The 13,903-nt window shown below is 34.6% G+C and carries 12 protein-coding genes; 6 read left to right on the plus strand and 6 right to left on the minus strand.

All coding sequences use genetic code 11. From position 1 onward, the window contains the following. Positions 1-159 precede the first annotated feature (159 nt). From htpG to A9G11_RS03500, 5 genes are all read left to right on the plus strand, one after another. The gene (gene htpG / locus A9G11_RS03480; protein WP_065618146.1) at positions 160-2,034 is read left to right on the plus strand and encodes a molecular chaperone HtpG; all 1,875 of its coding nucleotides are present in this window, start codon (positions 160-162) and stop codon (positions 2,032-2,034) included. Between the two features lie 178 nt (positions 2,035-2,212). Continuing rightward, complete coding sequence (gene licT / locus A9G11_RS03485; RefSeq protein WP_065618147.1) at positions 2,213-3,079, plus strand: BglG family transcription antiterminator LicT; 867 nt, start codon at positions 2,213-2,215, stop codon at positions 3,077-3,079. Between the two features lie 171 nt (positions 3,080-3,250). After that, the gene (locus tag A9G11_RS03490) at positions 3,251-5,146 is read left to right on the plus strand and encodes a beta-glucoside-specific PTS transporter subunit IIABC (RefSeq protein ID WP_065618148.1); all 1,896 of its coding nucleotides are present in this window, start codon (positions 3,251-3,253) and stop codon (positions 5,144-5,146) included. A 10-nt stretch (positions 5,147-5,156) separates the two neighbouring features. After that, positions 5,157-6,551, plus strand: a complete 1,395-nt coding sequence (locus tag A9G11_RS03495; RefSeq protein ID WP_065618149.1) for a glycoside hydrolase family 1 protein — start codon at positions 5,157-5,159, stop codon at positions 6,549-6,551. Next, positions 6,548-7,312 (plus strand): histidine phosphatase family protein, encoded by a 765-nt coding sequence (locus tag A9G11_RS03500; protein WP_081298398.1) that lies wholly within the window; start codon positions 6,548-6,550, stop codon positions 7,310-7,312. The genes A9G11_RS03495 and A9G11_RS03500 overlap by 4 nt, the downstream gene beginning before the upstream one ends. Positions 7,313-7,352: 40 nt before the next feature. Here the strand turns inward: A9G11_RS03500 and A9G11_RS03505 are convergent, their stop codons facing one another. After that, complete coding sequence (locus tag A9G11_RS03505; protein WP_065618150.1) at positions 7,353-8,639, minus strand: MFS transporter; 1,287 nt, start codon at positions 8,637-8,639, stop codon at positions 7,353-7,355. Positions 8,640-8,815: 176 nt separating this feature from the next. Between A9G11_RS03505 and A9G11_RS03510 the strand changes: the two genes are divergently transcribed. Further along, positions 8,816-9,355, plus strand: a complete 540-nt coding sequence (locus tag A9G11_RS03510; RefSeq protein WP_065618151.1) for a methylated-DNA--[protein]-cysteine S-methyltransferase — start codon at positions 8,816-8,818, stop codon at positions 9,353-9,355. A 70-nt stretch (positions 9,356-9,425) separates the two neighbouring features. Here A9G11_RS03510 and cas6f read toward each other — a convergent pair whose 3' ends face one another. The 5 genes from cas6f to A9G11_RS03535 form a co-directional block, all read right to left on the minus strand. After that, positions 9,426-9,995 (minus strand): type I-F CRISPR-associated endoribonuclease Cas6/Csy4, encoded by a 570-nt coding sequence (gene cas6f / locus A9G11_RS03515; RefSeq protein ID WP_065618152.1) that lies wholly within the window; start codon positions 9,993-9,995, stop codon positions 9,426-9,428. 5 nt (positions 9,996-10,000) lie between these two features. Continuing rightward, positions 10,001-11,017, minus strand: coding sequence for a type I-F CRISPR-associated protein Csy3 (gene csy3, locus A9G11_RS03520; protein ID WP_065618153.1), 1,017 nt, complete (start codon positions 11,015-11,017; stop codon positions 10,001-10,003). Positions 11,018-11,044: 27 nt separating this feature from the next. After that, positions 11,045-11,965: a type I-F CRISPR-associated protein Csy2 gene (gene csy2 / locus A9G11_RS03525; protein WP_065618154.1), complete on the minus strand. Its 921-nt coding sequence runs from the start codon at positions 11,963-11,965 to the stop codon at positions 11,045-11,047. After that, the gene (csy1, locus tag A9G11_RS03530; protein WP_065618155.1) at positions 11,965-13,344 is read right to left on the minus strand and encodes a type I-F CRISPR-associated protein Csy1; all 1,380 of its coding nucleotides are present in this window, start codon (positions 13,342-13,344) and stop codon (positions 11,965-11,967) included. The genes csy2 and csy1 overlap by 1 nt, the downstream gene beginning before the upstream one ends. A gap of 74 nt (positions 13,345-13,418) precedes the next feature. Continuing rightward, positions 13,419-13,742 carry a hypothetical protein gene (locus tag A9G11_RS03535; RefSeq protein WP_065618156.1) on the minus strand — a complete coding sequence of 108 codons (324 nt, stop codon included), beginning with the start codon at positions 13,740-13,742 and terminating at the stop codon, positions 13,419-13,421. Positions 13,743-13,903: the final 161 nt, after the last annotated feature.

The raw sequence follows: 13,903 nt of genomic DNA on the forward strand, positions 1-13,903 counted from the left end.
TTCCCATATAGCAATACAACAATTAATCAAACCATTAAGCATTTAAACTCAATTAACATAAAGATGCAGATAGATAATAAGCTATCAACATGAGGATCTATCTTCTCCTTCTATTTTTATGCTATTTGAGTTTGTTAATTATATTTGAGGTATTAGTCAATGAGTAAACAAGGAACTGAAACTCGTGGATTCCAATCTGAAGTTAAACAAATTCTTCATTTAATGATCCACTCTCTATATTCAAATAAAGAGATATTTTTAAGAGAACTCATTTCCAATGCATCTGATGCAGCCGATAAACTACGTTTTAAAGCACTGGAAAATCCAGATCTATACGCAGGTGATGCAGAACTTGGCGTAAAAATATCAACCAACAAAGAAGCCGGAACAATAACCATTGCGGATAACGGAATCGGTATGACCCGTGATGAAGTTATTGAAAACTTAGGTACTATTGCCAAATCAGGCACAAAAGCATTTCTAGAATCTATTGGCAGTGATCAGGCAAAAGATAGTCAATTAATCGGTCAATTTGGTGTTGGCTTTTATTCAGCCTTCATTGTTGCTGACAAAGTAAGCGTTAAAACTCGTGCTGCGAGCGCTAAAGCAGATGAAGCAGTAATGTGGGAATCAACTGGTGAAGGTGAATATACTATCTCTGATGATAACAAAGAGACTCGCGGTACAGAAATTACCTTACACTTAAAAGAGGATGAAAAAGAGTTTTTAGATGATTGGCGTTTACGTTCTATCATTAGTAAATATTCTGACCACATTTCGCTACCAGTTGAAGTACAAACTACTGACGAAGAAAGCAAAGAAGTTAAATGGGAAAAAGTCAATAAAGCCCAAGCCCTTTGGACTCGCAGTAAAAATGAAATTAGTGATGAAGAGTATAAAGAATTTTATAAACACATTTCACACGATTTTGCCGATCCACTGAGTTGGAGTCACAATCGAGTTGAAGGTAAACAAGAGTACACAAGTTTACTTTATATTCCGTCAAAAGCACCTTGGGATATGTGGAACCGTGATAACAAACATGGATTAAAACTTTATGTACAACGTGTCTTTATTATGGATGATGCAGAACAATTTATGCCAAATTACTTACGATTTGTAAAAGGTTTAATTGATTCCAATGATCTACCATTAAATGTATCACGTGAAATCTTACAAGATAATAAAGTCACACAAAATCTACGTAATGCTTGTACTAAACGAGTTTTACAGATGTTAGATAAATTATCTAAAGATGATAAAGAACAGTATCAACAATTCTGGACAGAATTTGGCTTAGTGCTAAAAGAAGGTACAGGTGAAGATTTTGCTAATCGTGAAGCGATTGCTAAGTTATTACGTTTCAGCACTACCCAAAATGATAGTGAAGCACAAACTGTATCACTAGATGACTATATTAGTCGTATGCAGGAAGGTCAGGAAAAGATCTATTACATAACAGCTGATAGCTATGGTGCTGCAAAAAATAGCCCTCATCTTGAATTATTCCGCAAAAAAGGAATTGAAGTATTATTATTATCTGATCGTATTGACGAATGGATGATGAGTAATTTAACTGAGTTTGAAGGCAAACAATTCCAATCTGTAAGTAAGTCAGATGAATCGATTGAAAAACTAGCCGATCAAGATAACGAAGAACAGAAACAAACTGAAAAAGAACTTGAACCATTTATTGAACGAGTTAAAAAAGTTTTAGGTGACAAAGTTAAAGAAGTGAAATTAACTCATCGTCTAACAGATACGCCTGCCATTGTAACTACTGCTGCTGATGAAATGAGTACGCAAATGGCAAAACTATTTGCAGCTGCAGGACAAAAGGCACCTGAAATCAAATATACATTTGAAATTAATCCCGATCATAAACTGGTTAAACGCATCGCAGATACTCAAGATGAGTCAGCCTTTAATGATTGGATTGAACTACTATTAGATCAAGCATTACTTGCAGAAAAAGGGTCATTATCAGATCCAAGTAAATTTATACAAACCATGAATAAATTATTAGCTCAATAATTTATCAATCTTTAAACCCGATATTGACTACAATATCGGGTTTTTAATCAATGAACATTAAAAATAGCAAATGGTTTTTTCAAAAAAATGATACTTATCACACTTTTTTATTTTTCCACTTCCTATTTTTTATTAGCAATTCATAATATCTACACCGAAGAATGAGCTAGTAACACACATGAAAATTCATAAAATACTTAATAATAATGTTGTTGTTACCCTTGACCCCAAAGGCAATGAATTAATTATTACCGGCCGAGGCGTTGGATTCAAAAAACGTGAAGGTGATTTAATTGATAGCAAACTTATCGAAAAAAAATTTTCTTTAACTAACAAAGAGACGTTACCAAAATTCGCTGAATTACTTTCTGAAATCCCATTAAACGTACTCACCACTTCTGAAATTATCATCAATTATGCCAAACAAAAATTAGAGGGTAAATTACAAGACAGTATTTATATCTCGCTTACTGACCATATCCATTTTGCGATAGAGCGTCATAAACAAGGATTTGATATCCCTAATAATTTTCTGTGGGAAATCAAAAAGTTTTATCCTAAAGAGTTCCAAATAGCTCTTTATGCCCTATCGATAATCAAAGAGCGATTATCGATCGAACTACCTGAAGATGAAGCTGGTTTCATCACCTTTCATATTATCAATGCCGAACTCAACGATACGATGCCTAATATCGTCAACATGACGAAAATTATCCGTGAAATCCTTAATATCGTAAAATACCATTTTAATATTGAATACAATGAAGAAAGCCTATCTTATCAACGTTTTGTCACTCATTTAAAATTCTTTTCCCAGCGAATTTTAAATCCTGGTAAATCAATCCAACAAGATGATTCATTGTACCAATTAATTCGACAAAAATACCAACAAGCCTATTATTGTACTAAACAGATAGATCTACATTTAATTCAACAGTATCAACATCCACTTACTGATGATGAAAGTATGTATTTAACTATTCATATTGAGCGACTACGTAATGAATTACAACAAACGCCAAAAACTGAAAAAAATGAGAGTTAGATCACAAATTTAACTTTCTAATCAATTAGCTACTTTTCACACTGTTACAAATAGTGATAATCTAATTACATATTTTCGGATTGTTACTGTTGATATTGACAGGCAAAACCTAAGTTCTCAAACCCAAAAGAGAATTTAGGTTTTTTTTTGGCTTAAATTTAGGATTTTTTTATGAAAAATAAAGAACTTGCTGAATCAATTATTAAATATGTCGGTGGTAAAGATAATATTTCTAGTTTAGTCCATTGTGCCACAAGATTAAGATTTGTGCTTAAAGACAATCACAAAGCAGATGCTGAATCTCTCAAAAAACAAACCGGGGTTATTACAGTGGTGCAAAGTGGTGGGCAATTTCAAGTTGTCATTGGTAACCATGTCAATGATGTATTTAATGACATCATGCAGTTAACCCAACTCAATGAACAAAATATGACACAAGAGACGCCTAAAAATACCAATATTTTGTCGAAATTCATTGACCTTATTTCCGGTATATTTATTCCAACATTAGTTGTGATTGTACCGGCCGGTATTTTAAAAGGGGTGATCTCTTTTTTATTGGTTATTAATGTTATTCAGAATAAAACTCCTAACTATAATTTCCTCTGGGCTATTGCCGATGCGCCTTTTTACTATTTACCGATTATTTTAGGTTTTTGTGCTGTTAAAAAATTTGGCGGAAATCCGTTTGTTGGTATGGCATTAGGCGCAAGCTTAGTTCATCCCAATATTGTAGGTATGATGGGTGATTCCTTACAAGTGACAACTGAATTTTTCCATGTTCCAATCCAACTCATTCCTTACGCATCATCCGTTTTCCCAATAATAATTGCTAGTTGGTTCTACTCACTTTTAGAAAAAGGTTTTAATCAAATAATGCATGATTCTTTCAAAAGATTCATTGCACCACTATTTGGAATCATTATAACTATCCCATTAACCTTTGCTGTTATTGGTCCAGTCGTCACCTTTTTAAGTAATGCAATTGCTGCAGGGATCATCTATATTTATCACCTTAACACGATTATTGCCTCAATGATCCTCGCTGCTTTTTGGCAAGTAATGGTTATCTTTGGTATTCATTGGGGCTTAGTGCCGCTTGCAATGAACAATTTAACCACAGGTAGTCAGGAAGATTTTATGTTGCCGATTCTCTTACCTGCTGTGTTTGCTCAGGTTGGTGCTGTACTAGCTGTTATGTTACGCAGTAAAGATAAACAGTTTAAAGCCTTAGCCAGTTCATCGGTTTTATCCGGTATATTTGGCGTAACCGAACCTGCTATCTATGGAGTAAATCTACCATTAAGAAAACCATTTATCATTGGTTGTATCTCGGCAACGATTGGCGGTGCAATCATCGGTTATTACCACACAATGATCTACTCTTTTGGCTTAATTAGTATCTTTTCTTTTTTGCAAATCATTCCTAATAATGGAATTGATGAACGATTCTTTGCTGCTATCATTGGTACGCTAGTTTCATTTTCACTTGCAACTATCGTCACTTACTTTTTTGGTATACCTAAAGAAAAGAATCAAACCAATACACAACCAGCAACCACTACTGAGCCATTAACAGAAAAAGTAACAAATGATACTGGACATGCTATTGTCACTCTTTCAAGCCCTATGCAAGGTAAGGTTATTCCACTAAACCAAGTTAACGATCAAACCTTTGCAAGTGAATTAATGGGTAAAGGTATTGCCATTATCCCAACTGTCGGTGAAGCCGTAGCCCCTGAAGATGGCGAAGTTGTTTCATTATTTCGAACTAAACATGCAATTGGTTTTTTAACCAACTCTGGTGCTGAAATATTAATTCATATCGGTATTGATACTGTTAAACTCGATGGTCAACATTTTCAAGCTCATGTTGAAGCAGGAAGTAAAGTGAAAAAAGGTGACTTATTAGTCAGTTTCGATATTCAAGCTATTAAACAAGCTGGTTACGAAGTAACAACACCTATTATTATCACCAATAGTGATGACTATCAACATATACAATGTATTTTTGAACAAGAAGATATTGAATTTGGTCAAGAGCTATTAGCATTATCTAAAAAATAAGGAGCAAACTATGTCTATAAAATTTCCTAAAAATTTCCTGTGGGGTGGTGCTATTGCAGCCAACCAAGTAGAAGGTGCTTATCGAGAAGACGGTAAAGGTTTATCAACATCAGATTGTACGCCTAATGGCATTTTTGGTGACATCATTAATCGTGATGAAAAACAAATTCAAAGTCTCAAAGATGTAGCCATAGATTTTTATCACCGCTATCCGGAAGATATAGCTCTATTTGCTGAAATGGGATTTCGTTGCCTGCGTACTTCAATAGCCTGGACACGGATATTTCCTAATGGTGATGAAGAACAACCTAATGAAAAAGGGTTGGCATTTTATGATAAATTATTTGATGAAATGCTAAAACATAATATCACGCCATTAGTGACTTTATCACATTATGAAATGCCATATCATTTAACCAAACAATATGGTGGTTGGGGTAATCGCAAAGTTATTGAATTTTTCACTCGTTATGCAAAAACAGTCTTTGAACGCTATAAAAATAAAGTTAAATATTGGTTAACTTTTAATGAAATCAATATGTCATTGCATGAACCTTTTACTGGTGTAGGTTTAGCAAGGAATAGCAACAAAGAACAGATCTTCCAAGCAATTCATCATCAACTTGTAGCCAGCAGTCGCGCGGTTAAATTATGTCATCAGATGATCCCTGATGCCAAAATTGGCAACATGTTATTAGGTGCAATTGCTTATCCTCTAACACCAAAACCAGAAGATGTCTGGGCAACACATAGTGAAAATCATGGTTGGTTATTTTTCGGCGATGTTCAAGCGCGTGGATACTATCCAACATATATGCAACGCTACTTCAAAGAAAACAATATTAAACTTGAGATCACCGAACAAGATAAACAAGATCTTAAAGAGACAATCGATTTCATCTCATTTAGTTATTACATGAGTTGTTGTGGCACTAATGATGATTCATTGCGTCAAAAAGGTAATATTTTAGATATGGTACCTAATCCACATTTAAAAGCATCTGAATGGGGATGGCAGATCGATCCGGTTGGTATCCGTTATTTATTAAATCTCCTTTATGAACGTTTCCAAAAACCTCTATTTATTGTTGAAAATGGATTGGGTGCCAAAGATAAAGTTGAAGCTGACGGTTCAATCAATGATGATTACCGTATTGAATATATGAATGATCATCTAGTGCAAGTACATGAAGCTATCGAAGATGGCGTTGAAGTGATGGGATATACCAGTTGGGGACCAATTGATCTAATTAGTGCTTCAAAAGCAGAAATTACTAAACGATATGGTTTTATCTATGTCGATCTTAATCAAGACGGTAGTGGTAGCTTAAAACGTAGCCGTAAAAAGAGTTTTTATTGGTATCAATCAGTTATTCAATCTAATGGAGAAACATTAAAAAAATGAATTATTTTATCAAACTAATTAGCCTGACATTTATTCTAATTTTTAGTGTATCGCAAGTATTTGCCGCTGATGTTTATTTGTATTTTACTCGTCATGGTAAAACTATGTTCAATACCACTCATCGCGCTCAAGGTTGGTCTGATACTCCATTGACGAAAGCTGGGATTGAAGTCGCACAACAACTGGGACGTGGATTGAGTGATGTCAATTTTATCTCTGTTTATTCAAGTGATTCAGGACGAGCTAGGCAAACTGCTCGCATTATCCTAGAATCAAAAGGAGATGATATAAACATCAACGAAATGGAAGGATTACGAGAAACTTGTTTTGGATTATTTGAAGGTGATCTCGATCCTAATATGTGGGATCCAGCTGCTCAACACTTAGGTTATCCTTCATCAAAAGAGTTAATGGATGATTTTGCTAAAGGTAATATCCCGTTAGAAAAAATGATGAATGCTATAGCCGCAGTTGAACAATCGGGCGAAGCTGAAGATTATCAAACTGTAAAAAAACGTATGCAAACTTCACTTAAAACGATTGCTGAATCAGCAAAAGCGCAAGGTGGTGGTAATGTACTTGTCGTATCACATGGCATGGCAATTATGGCAATGGTTCAAGATATGTTAGATAAACCGATTACGACTCCTTTAGGTAATGCTAGTGTCACTAAAATTCACTTTACAGATGACGGTAAATTTATTGTCGAAAGTTTTGGTGATATGAGTTATATCGAAAAAGGTAAAAACCTAGCTAAATAACGGCCAAAAATATGACTCACATAAGTGAGTCATAATCAATTTAACAGGAAAAATCGCTATTTTTAGTCTCTTTAATTAATAGGGTTGCCACCACACTCACTAATGAGGCAACTGACACATAATAGCCCACCCAAGTTAAACTACCTACAGAGACTAAATTATTAGCTATAATTGGTGCAATTGATGCGCCGAGGATCCCGCCAATACTATAAGCCGCTGACGATCCAGTATAACGAACATTAGTCGGAAATATTTCAGGTAGAAAAGCCCCCATTGGTGCAAATACGATCCCCATTAAAAACAACTCTAAGCATAAAAAAGTCATCACTAAAAATTGAGAACCACTAGCCATAAACTGTGTCATTAAAGTACCTGATATGGCAACTAATAATAACCCTATAACCAATACTGGTTTTCGTCCATACTTATCACTTAGCCAAGCTGAAATTGGCGTTGCTATCGCCATAAAAACAATAGCTACACATAAAAAACCTAAAAAATTACCTTTTGGGATCCCTAAATATTTAGTGCCATATTGTAATAAAAAAGCTGTAGTTATATAAAATAATGTATAACAACCTACCATAGAAAAAGATCCTAATGTTAATGCTTTCCAATGGTGAATAAACATATTTAATACAGGAACTTTCACTTGTTTATTACTCTGTAGAGCTTTTTTAAAAATAGGACTTTCCACCAATTTTAAACGAACATACAGACCGATAATGACCAGTACTGCACTTAATATAAATGGAATTCGCCACCCCCAAGCTAAAAATTGCTCGTTCGAAATAGACAGAGTTACGATTAAAAACACACCATTTGACATTAAAAATCCAACTGACGGCCCTAATTGAGGGAACATGCCAAATAAGGCGCGTTTATTTTCTGGTGCATTTTCAGTTGCTAACAAAGCCGCACCGCCCCATTCACCGCCAAGTCCCAACCCTTGAGCTAATCGAAAAATACACAACAATAATGGCGCCCAAAATCCAATAGTACTATGACCTGGTAATAAACCGATCCCTGCTGTGGCTATACCCATTAAAATAAGTGAAAAAACTAAAGTTGATTTACGTCCTACACGATCACCAAAATGTCCAAATAAAATTGCACCAATTGGACGTGCAACAAACGCGATGCCAAATGTTGCAAATGACTGTAATGCCTGTGCTGAAGGTGAACTATCAGGGAAAAAGACAGGACCAATAACCAAAGCTGCTGCAGTTGCATAAATATAAAAATCATAAAACTCAATCGCTGTTCCGATAAAACTGGCTAATGCAACTCTGGATACTGAATTGGTCGGTTTATTGCTTACATCCATAAATTTCTTTACTCCGATATTTTTTTATCATTGAAAATAAGAAAATTCATTATAAAGAGAGAATTGGTATTTTCCATTGAAAACAAAAAATGTGATAACATCTGTGGTTATATAAGCATCAGCTATAATTCGTTGCTATCGTCACTTTTACCGAAATTAAATGTTAAGGAAAATTTATGTTTTATACATCAAGCTATTCATCTCCATTAGGTGAAATAACATTAGCAAGCAAACAAAATCAACTTATTGGTTTATGGATCGAAGGACAAAAATATTTTGGTGAATTGGCAATAGCAGATTTAAAATACAATGCCCATTTATCGGTATTTGATCTCACTAAAAAATGGTTGGATAACTATTTTTCTGGTAAAAACCAAACCATTAGCCAACTACCCCTCGCACCTGCTGGCACACCATTCAGGCAAAAAGTGTGGGATATTTTATGCAAAATTCCTTATGGTGAAGTAATCACTTATGGCGATATAGCTAAACAAATCGCGCTACAGAATAATCAAGCAAAAATGTCTAGCCAAGCAGTAGGAGGTGCCGTCGGGCATAATCCAATCTCAATCATCATCCCTTGTCATCGGGTGATCGGCGCTAACGGCAACTTAACCGGTTATGCTGGTGGCATCGATAAAAAAATCAAGCTACTTGAAATTGAAGGTATCGATACCAGCCAATTCTTTATACCGACCAAAGGAACAGCACTGTAGTTCACCTAAATAAGGAGTCTATATATTAACAATAACAGATCATACGACTAAATAACCTGCGTTTATCTTTTTAAAAATCAGGAACGGTTGCGCTTTGGCTTAGTCCATAACTATTGAATGTACCTTCTACCGGTTTAATACATTTTTCCTGTTTTAACCACATGATAAATTGTTGACCAGTACTTTTACTATAAAAATGAATGTGTGGATATTGCAACCGTACACTTCCCCATTTGTCCACCATTCTATCTTTTACTTCATCTGACCATTTACCTTGTGCGGTTAATCGTTTTTCTGCTCGCCTTAATGCACTTTGTCCTTTTGAATTAACCCGAATTAAACGTAAGTGACCTTTTATGATTTTTGGTACCGGAGAAATAGGCATAAGCAAAGCATAATCACTAATCGAAGATTCTTGTTGTATTACCGTTGAGAGATTTTGCAACTCATTTTCAGTACCAAATATGCGAATAATCCCCCCTAGAGTTCGTTTCACATTATAACAAGGGAAACTTATAGCAATGTTTCCTTGGTGATTAACTAAAATTTGATGTAGTGATTGCATGATTTGATTAACTACATCAACCTCGCTTATTTCAATTTGCGATATAGTTCGCAGTTCAAAAAAGTGTGAGAGCATCTCATTTACTCCTTTCCGCTTGCCCCAAAAACACCACCACGAATCAATACGGCAATGACATAGTGTTGCTGTTCAGGGCTTGGTTTATCTCCTTTTAAAACCCACTTGTCAAATAGATTATAAAAATCCAATTTTTGTTTAGGTTGACGAAATGCATGTCCCATAGTAGTCACTGCACCATACGGCTCAATCGCGATTGGAAACTGAGCCTTTTTATCATACCAAGTATCAATAGTTCGTATTGCATTACTGATTTTTTGTGAATGCATCGCTGCTTGACCATTTTTTTCATACAGCACTTTACTTTTTTCTTTGCCGGTATCTAAAATCAACTCTTGCGAAGGATACACTTCTTGTCCTAACCCCATTTTTAACTCGGCAACCACATCAAAAATAACAAATTTCTTACCTGATAAACCATCTTCAATCAAACTTGATAACTGTTTAATCGGGTTATCATCATAATCAAAAGTGTTAAGATGATAACTTTTTGCATCATCAACTTTAATATTTACCTTCTTATTGTTGTCATCTTTATAAGTTGCAGTGATACTTATTTGTTCTGCTCCCATCCGATTACGCCATAACCAACGACCATTTAAAATATTGATCGCATAACGTTTAGCTAATGGTTGCATCCCTTGTTGTTGGATATAGCTTTGTGTTGTTTTAACTAATTTTTCTTGATAATCCATATCATTACAAACAGAAGGTTTACCTGTAAAGGGTAAGACTTTACAACTCCATTTAACAACGAGGGTATCTTTATCGCTATCTAGTGCTGCAATATCTATTTTTTGAGGATTAGGTTTTTGAATCTCAGCATCTAATTTAATAGGATCGCTTGCTACCGCATTTTTTAGACGATTAGAAATCGTCCCACGAACTGATTTTTCAGTCACAATGACAGGTGATGCAACACTTGCATCAGCGCAGTTACGCTGAGCAAAAATAGCATCTGAAATATCAAAATTTCGTTCAAAAGCAAGTACAGTTGCGGTAGTAATTTTAGCTTTATTCATTATTTATCCTCTGTTATTAACCTGTATTTATATTTCTTGATTGATCATATAAAGATCTGAGCGATTTGTTTGCAACTTACTGCATTTGTAACGCCAAAAAGATTGTGATAATTTGTCTTTCAAACGCAAAGGAAAGACCCATTTACCCAATCCATAAATGCATTCGACAAATTGTGCTTTATACTCATTGCTTCGTGCATATTCTAATTTACCAGCTAAAAAGAGGGGTGAAATTGCTTGATATCCTAGATGAATCGGTACCAACCAACCACGCCCCTGTTTAACTGATGTTGTTTCCCAGTGACCATTTTCTGTAGGATTATAATGTAACATTGCCGTTTCAACTAAAGCATCAAGTGCGGTCGCTTTAGGATCTTGCTGTTGCAATTGATCGGTAATAGTCTGCAAGTCTTGCTGTGCTTCTACCAGAATATAAGCTGGTAACAAAGCATGAATTAAATTTTCATCTGACTCTGAAGCCGAATATAACTTCACATCCCCTATTGATACTACATGTCCACCAGCAATACGTTGTTGATAGAGTTTTTGTTTCATCTGGTTTATAAATTCTTGTTGCTGTTTTGGATCATTCAACGTCTCATTCACCTCAACTTTAACTTCAACGATTAATGAAACATCCAAATGTACACGTCCTTCTTCAATAATTGAACGTGTTCCACCATTTTTAGCCAATGGATTACGCGTTAAGCGAAAAGTATAATCTGCAAAATCGTGCGGTCTATACACTTGTACATCACAATCATGGCAGGCAATTAACACACCATCGAGATAAATAGGATCTTCCGATTCAATTTTGCGACTTAATGCATGAATTGCACCTAAAAAGCCAGAAATAGCAGGAAAACCATAGGTTAATGGGCTAGAAATCGCATTAGCATTTTGAATTTGAATATGATCAAAGAGTAAATAATAACGTAATGATGCCATCAAACTATCTCCTCTTTAACACGTTTACTCGCATTTACGGCTATACTAAATTCATTACGCCACTGACCAAGCTCAAGATCAGAAAGTTGTTGCGTAACATTTTCGAATCTCTCTTTTAATATAGAATGAACCCAAAAGGCAAATTGTTGTTCAAGTTCTTGTTGCCAATGCCCTTGCTCATATTTTCGTTTAAACTCTGTTTCACCGGCTAACTTTGTTCGTTTAGGATCGAGCCATAATTGTTGGGTTAAATTTAATGAATATCCCCTACTCCAACCTTCCGGCATCGTCGTTTGAATATGCCAAGCAAATTTGAGAATTAAGGTTAAGATGACAGCTAACGCATCTTTTCGATTATCGCCTGCATCCTCAATATGATTAGCGGTTTTAATCATCTCAAATAGTAAGTTAAAACCAAATTGGCAATAATATTGCAATGTTTTGTTAAAAATAGTTTCTTGAGAATTAGATATCGATGGATAATGTGTTCTATTAAATTTAGGTGGCATCGAAGGTAGAAGGAAATTACGTCCTCCTTGATTACTGGTTAATTGGCTAACGCCTTGAGGATTACTGCCACCAAGTTTAACTACGGCTAAATGATGAAATGAAAAATAGGATTCATGTTCAGCATCTTTAATTCTTCGTTGTTCTCGAGCATTTTTATTTTCTTCTGAGAATCGTGTTTGTATTTTTTGAAAAACTAAATGACAAAGTGAACTAGGATGTAGCGGAATTAAAAGCCGATAATTTTTTTCTTTTTCAGATAAATAAACCTTTTGGCTATTTGGCCAGAAAAATTGTTTATTAAGATCAGAGGCTTTCGGATATTCAAAATCATCAAAAATTGCTTTTTTAAAATTAGCTAAATAAAGCGAAGCTTTTTGCTTATCATCGGATAGGGCAGCTAAAATTTCAGGATGATCATTAACGATCAATTGCAAAAGTGTTATATCACCTTTTACTTTTTGATTAACCAATGAAAAAATATCTAACGCAGCGGCATTGCCAGAACAATCTAATGGTAATGTCAATGGTGTGGCGGATGATACATAGGATTGATCCGTTGGTTTAGTTTGGATTGAATAATTAACATTATCCCCTAGCGATGAAGAATGAATGCCTTTACTAAGGTTAGTTCCCATTGAGATCCAGAAAATTCTGCGCGTTGCTGCATCTTCCATCCAGGTTTCAAAATCATACTTTTTGGCAAGCTCAGCTAATTTCTGTTCAGATTGATTAATGGCTGACAAATTGCCCATTTTTTTTGCTTTCTCTAATTTCGCTTGTTCACTTTTGTAATTACTATTATTCGCAAACCTTTGCTCAAGAAAGTCTAAAATAACCTTTCTTATATCATGCCTAGAAATACTCTTCATCGGCTCTCCTTTATTTTTTAGAAATATTAAAATCAAAAGCGGGCCTATAAAAATGCAATAAGTCCGCTTTTTGATTATGATGCTTTATTTGTTAGATATAGACTCAAAAGATTGAGTAAGGTAACGCTACACATAAATTCATTAAAAGAAGTTAAATAGTTATCTTTCGATGTCAAAAAATGTGAACGTTTGATTAAATGTTCAACCTGTTTAACTATTGACATATTTAAAATGACTTTAATTTCTTTTGTTGAATAATATTTCTTATTTTTAGGTACTACATACAGAAATTCATTATTGGCTTCTTGTGCATTATTTGCATTTTTTTCAAATTTATCTAGACATGCTCTTCCATAGCTAAATTGACAAGTAATTGTCAACAATATGTTGTTTATCACCGTTTTCTCCTATTAGATAGGTGCAAAACTATAAAACCGCAGTTGTTGCAACATCTCGTGTTTTTATCTGATATAAATTATTATTTTTTTATGTAAAATAATTACACTTTTGAAATATATCTGTAAAAAAAACATAAGTCAACAATTTTGATTTTTAAGAA

The sequence above is a fragment of the Gilliamella sp. wkB108 genome, assembly GCF_001690195.1.
GTDB lineage: Bacteria > Pseudomonadota > Gammaproteobacteria > Enterobacterales > Orbaceae > Gilliamella > Gilliamella apicola_L.

Excerpts from the sequence above, each read along its gene's own strand:
- htpG (WP_065618146.1), top strand. The coding sequence starts at position 160 with ATGAGTAAACAAGGAACTGAAACTCGTGGATTCCAATCTGAAGTTAAA.
- licT (WP_065618147.1), top strand. The coding sequence starts at position 2,213 with ATGAAAATTCATAAAATACTTAATAATAATGTTGTTGTTACCCTTGAC.
- A9G11_RS03490 (WP_065618148.1), top strand. The coding sequence starts at position 3,251 with ATGAAAAATAAAGAACTTGCTGAATCAATTATTAAATATGTCGGTGGT.
- A9G11_RS03495 (WP_065618149.1), top strand. The coding sequence starts at position 5,157 with ATGTCTATAAAATTTCCTAAAAATTTCCTGTGGGGTGGTGCTATTGCA.
- A9G11_RS03500 (WP_081298398.1), top strand. The coding sequence starts at position 6,548 with ATGAATTATTTTATCAAACTAATTAGCCTGACATTTATTCTAATTTTT.
- A9G11_RS03505 (WP_065618150.1), bottom strand. The coding sequence starts at position 8,639 with ATGGATGTAAGCAATAAACCGACCAATTCAGTATCCAGAGTTGCATTA.
- A9G11_RS03510 (WP_065618151.1), top strand. The coding sequence starts at position 8,816 with ATGTTTTATACATCAAGCTATTCATCTCCATTAGGTGAAATAACATTA.
- cas6f (WP_065618152.1), bottom strand. The coding sequence starts at position 9,995 with ATGCTCTCACACTTTTTTGAACTGCGAACTATATCGCAAATTGAAATA.
- csy3 (WP_065618153.1), bottom strand. The coding sequence starts at position 11,017 with ATGAATAAAGCTAAAATTACTACCGCAACTGTACTTGCTTTTGAACGA.
- csy2 (WP_065618154.1), bottom strand. The coding sequence starts at position 11,965 with ATGGCATCATTACGTTATTATTTACTCTTTGATCATATTCAAATTCAA.
- csy1 (WP_065618155.1), bottom strand. The coding sequence starts at position 13,344 with ATGAAGAGTATTTCTAGGCATGATATAAGAAAGGTTATTTTAGACTTT.